Source organism: Phenylobacterium sp. (assembly GCF_036723115.1).
GTDB lineage: Bacteria > Pseudomonadota > Alphaproteobacteria > Caulobacterales > Caulobacteraceae > Phenylobacterium.
This window is the reverse complement of record NZ_DAIMHV010000164.1, coordinates 1-6,004: the sequence shown is the minus strand read 5'-3', so window position 1 is coordinate 6,004 and position 6,004 is coordinate 1. Positions and strand designations below refer to the sequence as shown.

General features: G+C 69.7%; 8 protein-coding genes. 3 read left to right on the top strand and 5 right to left on the bottom strand.

Annotated features, from left to right (window positions below; translation table 11 throughout):
• Window positions 1–63 precede the first annotated feature (63 nt).
• A complete protein-coding gene (locus V7D28_RS13375) occupies window positions 64–945 on the bottom strand; it encodes an HpcH/HpaI aldolase/citrate lyase family protein (RefSeq protein ID WP_333587880.1) in 882 nt (293 codons plus the stop codon).
• Between the two features lie 73 nt (window positions 946–1,018).
• Between V7D28_RS13375 and V7D28_RS13370 the strand changes: the two genes are divergently transcribed.
• The gene (locus tag V7D28_RS13370; RefSeq protein WP_333587879.1) at window positions 1,019–1,402 is read left to right on the top strand and encodes a DUF2237 family protein; all 384 of its coding nucleotides are present in this window, start codon (window positions 1,019–1,021) and stop codon (window positions 1,400–1,402) included.
• 3 nt (window positions 1,403–1,405) lie between these two features.
• On the opposite strand, the gene thpR is transcribed toward V7D28_RS13370, so the two are convergent.
• A complete protein-coding gene (gene thpR / locus V7D28_RS13365; RefSeq protein ID WP_333587878.1) occupies window positions 1,406–1,942 on the bottom strand; it encodes an RNA 2',3'-cyclic phosphodiesterase in 537 nt (178 codons plus the stop codon).
• A gap of 172 nt (window positions 1,943–2,114) precedes the next feature.
• Between thpR and V7D28_RS13360 the strand changes: the two genes are divergently transcribed.
• Window positions 2,115–2,867, top strand: a complete 753-nt coding sequence (locus V7D28_RS13360) for a Bax inhibitor-1/YccA family protein (protein ID WP_333587877.1) — start codon at window positions 2,115–2,117, stop codon at window positions 2,865–2,867.
• A gap of 135 nt (window positions 2,868–3,002) precedes the next feature.
• On the opposite strand, the gene V7D28_RS13355 is transcribed toward V7D28_RS13360, so the two are convergent.
• The 3 genes from V7D28_RS13355 to ftsY all read right to left on the bottom strand — a co-directional run bounded on the left by V7D28_RS13355 (window position 3,003) and on the right by ftsY (window position 5,252).
• Window positions 3,003–3,638 carry a MarR family winged helix-turn-helix transcriptional regulator gene (locus tag V7D28_RS13355; protein WP_333587876.1) on the bottom strand — a complete coding sequence of 212 codons (636 nt, stop codon included), beginning with the start codon at window positions 3,636–3,638 and terminating at the stop codon, window positions 3,003–3,005.
• 97 nt (window positions 3,639–3,735) lie between these two features.
• On the bottom strand, window positions 3,736–4,320 hold the full coding sequence (locus V7D28_RS13350) for an inner membrane-spanning protein YciB (protein WP_333587875.1): 585 nt from the start codon (window positions 4,318–4,320) through the stop codon (window positions 3,736–3,738).
• Window positions 4,317–5,252 (bottom strand): signal recognition particle-docking protein FtsY, encoded by a 936-nt coding sequence (ftsY, locus tag V7D28_RS13345; protein ID WP_333587874.1) that lies wholly within the window; start codon window positions 5,250–5,252, stop codon window positions 4,317–4,319. Before ftsY ends, V7D28_RS13350 begins: the two co-directional genes overlap by 4 nt.
• A gap of 80 nt (window positions 5,253–5,332) precedes the next feature.
• Here ftsY and V7D28_RS13340 point away from each other — a divergent pair, with 80 nt between their 5' ends.
• Window positions 5,333–5,968, top strand: coding sequence for a trimeric intracellular cation channel family protein (locus tag V7D28_RS13340; RefSeq protein ID WP_333587873.1), 636 nt, complete (start codon window positions 5,333–5,335; stop codon window positions 5,966–5,968).
• The last annotated feature ends 36 nt before the right edge of the window (window positions 5,969–6,004 follow it).

The window sequence follows — 6,004 nt, the reverse complement described above, 5'->3', positions numbered from 1 at the left end:
GCGGGCGGCGCGTCCTGGCCATGGGCTCCGGGTCTCCTGACAGAGGCTAAGCTCGCGGGCGTCTCAGCGGGCGGCGATGGCGTCGGCCACGGCGATCAGCCGCCGGGCTTCTTCCAGATGCAGGCGCTCGACCATACGCCCCTCCACCCGGATCACGCCCCTAGACTGGTTTTCAGGCGAATCAAAGGCTTCCACCACCCGTCGCGACCATTGGACCGCCTCGGGGGCGGGCGCGAAGACCCGGTTGGCCGTGTCCACCTGGCGGGGATGGATCAGGGTCTTGCCGTCGAAGCCGAAGGCGGCGCCCTGGGCGCACTGCCGGGCCAGGCCCGCCTCGTCGTCGATATCGTTGAACACCCCGTCCAGCACGGTCAGCCCATGGGCGCGCGCGGCGGCCACCAGCAGGGAGAGGGGGCCGGCCAGGGGCGCGCGGTCCACGCCCGGTTCGCACCGCATCTCCTTGGCCAGATCGTTGGTCCCGGCCACCAGGGTGGTCAGGCCATGGGCCGCCGCGGCCGCGGCCAGGGCGTCCAGCCGGAAGAGCGAGCGACAGGTCTCCACCATGGCCCACAGGGCGACGCCGTCGGGCAGGTCGCGGCCATAGGGGGCGAGGTCTTCGGGACCGTTGATCTTGGGGACCAGGATGGCGTCCGGCGCGGCCGCCCGGGCGGCGGCCAGATCCTTGGCGCCCCACGGGGTGTCCAGGCCGTTGATGCGGATCACCACCTCGCGGGGGCCATAGCCGCCCTGGCCGAGCGCCTCGATCGCCGCCTGCCGCGCCTCGGCCTTGGCGTCGGGCGCCACGGCGTCCTCCAGGTCGAAGATGACCACGTCGCAGTCGATCTGCCGGGCCTTCTCCAGGGCGCGGGGATTGGAGGCGGGCATGTAGAGGACGCTGCGGCGGGGGCAGGCCTGGCCTTGGGCGGCGGCGGGGGAAAGGGACATCTGGCAGGTCTTCCTGTCGCAGGGCGGGCGGGGGCCTTGGCGCAGCCTCCGTCTTAGCGTTTAGGATGGCGCCATGACCATCCGATACGACGCCGAGGCCAAGAATGTCCTGGGCGGGGAGCTCAAGCCCTGCTCGATGGATCCCGTGACCGGGTTCTTCCGCAACGGCTGTTGCGAGACGGGCCCCCATGACCTCGGCCTGCACACGGTCTGCGCGGTGATGACGGCGGAGTTCCTGGCCTTCTCCAAGGCCGTGGGCAACGACCTGTCCACGCCCATTCCCGAAAGCGGCTTCCCCGGCCTGCGCCCCGGCGACCGCTGGTGCCTCTGCGCGCCCCGCTGGAAGGAGGCCCTGGACGCCGGGGCCGCGCCGCGCGTGGTGCTGGAGGCCACCCACGAGGAGACCCTGGCCATCGTCACCCTCGGCGTCCTGAAGGACCACGCCGCGGCGGTCTGAGCCTCAGCCCAGCCGGTATTCCCGTTCCAGGGTGTAGGTCGAGCCGCCCTCGCCCAGGCGGCTGGAATAGAGGCCGAACCGGTCCACCTCGAACGGCGCGGACCTCAGCAGGTTGTTGCGCTGGATCCAGGCCGCCGCCTCGGCCGGATCGGGCCTGGTCAGATAGGCGAGGGTCACATGCGGGCGATAGCTTCGGCGGTCGGCAGGCAGGCCCGCCCGGCGGGCGGCGGCGTCGCACCGGCCGGCCAGGACGTTCAGTCCCTCATGGGGGGCCACCCCGGCCCACAGCGCGTGAATATCCCGCCCCTCGCCGAAGGCCCCGACCCCTTCCAGGGTCAGGGTCAGGGGCTTGCCGGACACCCGGGTCAGTTCGCCGTCCAGGTCATGGGCCACGTCTTCGCGCACCTCGCCGAAGAAGCGCAGAGTGATGTGCAGGGCTTCGGCGGGGCGCCAGCGGGCGCCCTCAAGGCCCTGCTGGCGGGGGGCGATCGCCTGGGCGATCTCATCGGGAACGGCCAGGGCGGCGAACAGGCGGATCATGGGGCGGAGATTGCGGCCTGGCCCCGGCAGGGCGCAAGCATCGCCGAAAAAACTTCGCTCTCCATCGACAACCCTTTCGCCGCCTGCCGGTTCTTCTTGTCAGGAGGCTTCGGCGTCCCGATATTAGAACGGCGTCCGATAGGGGACGCGAACCAGAAAGGGCTTTGCCTCGATGAGCGACTTCAACCGTGCCCACATGCGCTCGATCCCCGCGGATCGCGCCGATATGTCGGTGGACGCGGGTCTTCGCGCCTTCATGCTCGGTGTCTACAACAAGGTGGCGCTGGGTCTCGTGCTGTCGGCCGCCCTGGCCTTCGTCACGGGCCAGTACCCCCCGGTGCGCGACCTGATGTACACGGTCACCCCGGATGGACGCCTGGCCGGTATGACCGTCCTGGGAATGATCGTGGCCTTCGCGCCGCTGGCCGTCATGCTGTTTGGCATGTTCGCCCTGCGCAATGCGTCGCCGCGGAGCTCCGGGATCCTCTACTGGACCATCGTCGCGCTGATCGGCGCGGGCATGGGCGTTCTGACCCTCGTCTATACCGGCGCTTCCATCGCCTCGACCTTCCTGATCACGGCCGCGGCCTTCGGCGCCCTGTCGCTGTTCGGCTACACCACGAAGAAGGACCTGACCGGCTTCGGCAGCTTCCTGATCGTGGGCCTGTTCGGCCTGATCATCGCCATGGTCGTCAACATGTTCATCCAGAACTCGATGATGCAGTTCATCATCAGCGTCCTGGGCGTGCTGATCTTCGCGGGCCTCATCGCCTACGACACGCAGCGCCTGAAGATGACCTATTACCAGCTCGGCGGCGACCAGGCCGCCATGGGCGTGGCGACCAACTACGGGGCGCTGAGCCTCTACATCAACTTCATCAACCTGTTCCAATTCCTGCTCGCCCTGTTCGGCGACCGCCGCTAGGCGGGCAGATCGCTGGCCCGCCTCGGCGGGCCCGCGCGCACAAGCATCGGAACGCGAAAGGCCCCGGGGCGACCCGGGGCCTTTGTCTTGTGCGCTGGCGTTCGGGCGTCTGACGACCTCAGGCCTTGGGCGAGCTCAGGCCGCGGGCGTTTCATCGGCGCGCCGCTTGCCCTTTTTCTTCTTCTTGCCGTCCTTGGCCTTGTCGCCCTTGGACTTCTTGGCCTTGGGGGGCGCGATCACAGGGACCGTTTCGGCCCCATCCTGGGCCGCGCTCTCGACCCGGGCTTCGCTTTCGGCGCCGCCCACGGCCTCGCCGGCCTGGACCAGCTTGCGCAGTTGATTGATGAAACCCTCGCGCTTGCCGGCCGAAAGTAGGGCCAGCAGCCGGGCGTCGGTGGCCGCCATCCGCGGGCGGGCCTCGTTCAGCACCGCCCGGCCGTCGGCGGTCAGGTGGACGGCGTTGGCCCGGGCGTCGGTGGCCGAGCGCTCCCGGCCGAGCAGACCCTTGGCGATCATCCGGGCCACCATGTCGGCCAGGGTGGAGCGGTCGATCCCCGTGGCCCGGACCAGGTCGGTCTGGGTCAGCCCCTCCCTGGCCTCCACCGCCGAGAGCACGGCGAACTGGCGCTGGGTGAGGGGATTGTCGCCGAACTCCTCGGCATAGATGTCGAGAGACACCTGCAAGGCCCGGTGCAGGAGCTGGCTGGGGGACGCCGCCAGGTCCGCGGGCGCGCTGGCGCGATCCCTGGTCTCGCCCTGGTCCTTGGCCACCGGCGCCTCCCCGACCTATCGTCCAATAACGGGCAGACTACAGAGTTTTTGCGTCGCTTTGACGACGGAAAGTCCGTGGGCGGTGGGTCAAGCCCGCTCAATCGGCGGCGGGAGGCTCGGCCTTACGCATGTAGCGCATCATCAGAGGCGCCTGGGCCAGCGAGAAGACGAGGCCCAGGATCATCAGGCCGGGCGTGCGGAAGAGCACCCAGACCTCGTTGGTCTGGGTCCGCCAGACGATCTCGTTGAGGATGGCCGTGGCGAAGAAATAGAGGCCGTAGTTCAAGGTCAGCTTGCGCCAGGCCTCGTCGGGAAGAGGCAGAGAGGCGCCGATGAGCATCTTCAGCGGGCTCTTGCCCAGGGCCAGCCCGCCCAGCAGGGCCGCGCCGAACAGGGCGTTCATGATGGTCGGCTTGATCTTCACGAAGGTCTCGTCGTGGAAGACGAGGGTCAGGCCGCCGAAGACCAGGGCCGCGCCGCCCGAGACCGCCGGAATGGGGGCGATGCGCCGTTCCACCACAAGGCCCACCACCAGGGCCACCGCCGATCCGGCCACCAGCCACCAGGTGGCCGCCACCAGGTCGCGGCCGGTGAAGCCGAAGAAGCCCACCAGAAAGGCCACGAGGCCCCCATAGTCGACGATGAACCGCACCAGGCGGTGCGCCCCGGGGGAGAGCCTCATTGATCCTCCAGTCCGACCAGGGAGCGGGCGAAGGCCCGCGGGTCGAAGGGTTGCAGGTCGTCCACCCCTTCGCCCACCCCGATCAGCTTGATCGGACTGTCGGAGGCCTGGGCCACGGGCACCAGGACGCCGCCGCGGGCGGTGCCGTCCAGCTTGGTCATCACGATGCCCGAGACGCCGATCTGGTTGCCGAAGATGTTCTCCTGGGCCAGCGCATTGCGGCCCACCGTGGCGTCCAGGACCAGCAGGGTCTCGTGGGGGGCGTCCGGATCGATCTTCTTCAGCACCCGGTTGATCTTGAGCAGCTCTTCCATCAGCCCGGCCTTGTTCTGCAGGCGGCCGGCGGTGTCGATGAGCACCACGTCATAACCCTCGGCGCGGGCCTTTTCATAGGCGTCGAAGGCCAGTCCCGCGGCGTCCGAGCCGGTGGGGCGCGACAGAAAGTCGGCGCCGGCGCGCTGGGCCCAGACCGACAGCTGCTCTACGGCTGCGGCGCGGAAGGTGTCGCCGGCCACCACCAGGACCTTGGCGCCCTGGCGGCGCAGGTCCACGGCGATCTTGCCCAGAGTCGTGGTCTTGCCCGACCCATTGACCCCGATGAACATCACCACATAGGGCCGGGGGCCGGAGAGGGGGGCGAAATCCCCCCGCCGAGGCGCCAGCTCATCGCCGATGGCCCGGGCCAGGGCCTCGCGGATCTCCGTCTCATCGACGCTCTTGCCGAACCGCTCGGCGGCGAAGGCCTCGGTGATCTTGGCCGCCGAGGCGGGTCCCAGGTCGGCCTCGATGAGCATCTCTTCCAGTTCGTCCAGCTTGGCCTGGTCGAGGGGCTGCTTGACGAGGCCGGACACCACCTGGTCCGACAACTGGCGCGAGGATCGCGACAACCCGTCGGTCAGGCGCTGGAACCAGCCTTTTTTCTGATCGGTCATGGGTGGGTTCTAGATGGCGTTCCGGTAAGTGGGAACCGGTTATCGGATGCGCCCGGACGCTGGCGCGCGGGGAGAACGCCATGGAAGGCCTCGACGCCACCCTGATCTGGCTGGACTATGCCGCCGTCTTCGTGTTCGGGGCCTCCGGGGCCCTGGCCGCAGCCCGGCGCAAGCACGACATCGTCACCTTCGCCTTTTTCGCCGCCGTCACCGGGGTGGGCGGGGGGACCCTGCGCGACCTCCTGATCGACGCTCCGGTCTTCTGGGTGGGGCGTCCGCAATATCTGCTGGCCCCCCTGGCGGCGTCCGCCGTGGTGTGGGTGTTCGGCGCGGGGCGGGCGAGGCTGGCCATTCTCAACTGGCTCGACGCCCTGGGCCTGTCGGCCTACGCCATTGTGGGCGCGGCCAAGGCGCTGGCCTTCGGCGTCCCGCCCGGGGCGGCGGTGGTCATGGGGGTGCTCACCGCCACCTTCGGCGGGGTGCTGCGCGATGTTCTGGCCGAAGAGCCCTCGGTCCTCCTGAAGCGGGAAATCTATGTCTCCGCAGCGCTTGTGGGGGCCGCCGTCTTCGTGGCCGCCCGGGCGCTCGGCCTGGGGGAACTGCCGGCGGGCCTGGGCGGCTTCGCCGCCGCCTTCACCGTGCGGGCGGGCGCCATTGTCTGGCGCTGGTCCCTGCCAGGCTTTCCCGGCCGCGCGCCGGGCGATGGCGAGACCTGACGCCTGAACCGATTTCCGCGGCCCTATTCCGCGGCC

Excerpts from the sequence above, each read along its gene's own strand:
- V7D28_RS13375 (WP_333587880.1), bottom strand. The coding sequence starts at position 945 with ATGTCCCTTTCCCCCGCCGCCGCCCAAGGCCAGGCCTGCCCCCGCCGC.
- V7D28_RS13370 (WP_333587879.1), top strand. The coding sequence starts at position 1,019 with ATGACCATCCGATACGACGCCGAGGCCAAGAATGTCCTGGGCGGGGAG.
- thpR (WP_333587878.1), bottom strand. The coding sequence starts at position 1,942 with ATGATCCGCCTGTTCGCCGCCCTGGCCGTTCCCGATGAGATCGCCCAG.
- V7D28_RS13360 (WP_333587877.1), top strand. The coding sequence starts at position 2,115 with ATGAGCGACTTCAACCGTGCCCACATGCGCTCGATCCCCGCGGATCGC.
- V7D28_RS13350 (WP_333587875.1), bottom strand. The coding sequence starts at position 4,320 with ATGAGGCTCTCCCCCGGGGCGCACCGCCTGGTGCGGTTCATCGTCGAC.
- ftsY (WP_333587874.1), bottom strand. The coding sequence starts at position 5,252 with ATGACCGATCAGAAAAAAGGCTGGTTCCAGCGCCTGACCGACGGGTTG.
- V7D28_RS13340 (WP_333587873.1), top strand. The coding sequence starts at position 5,333 with ATGGAAGGCCTCGACGCCACCCTGATCTGGCTGGACTATGCCGCCGTC.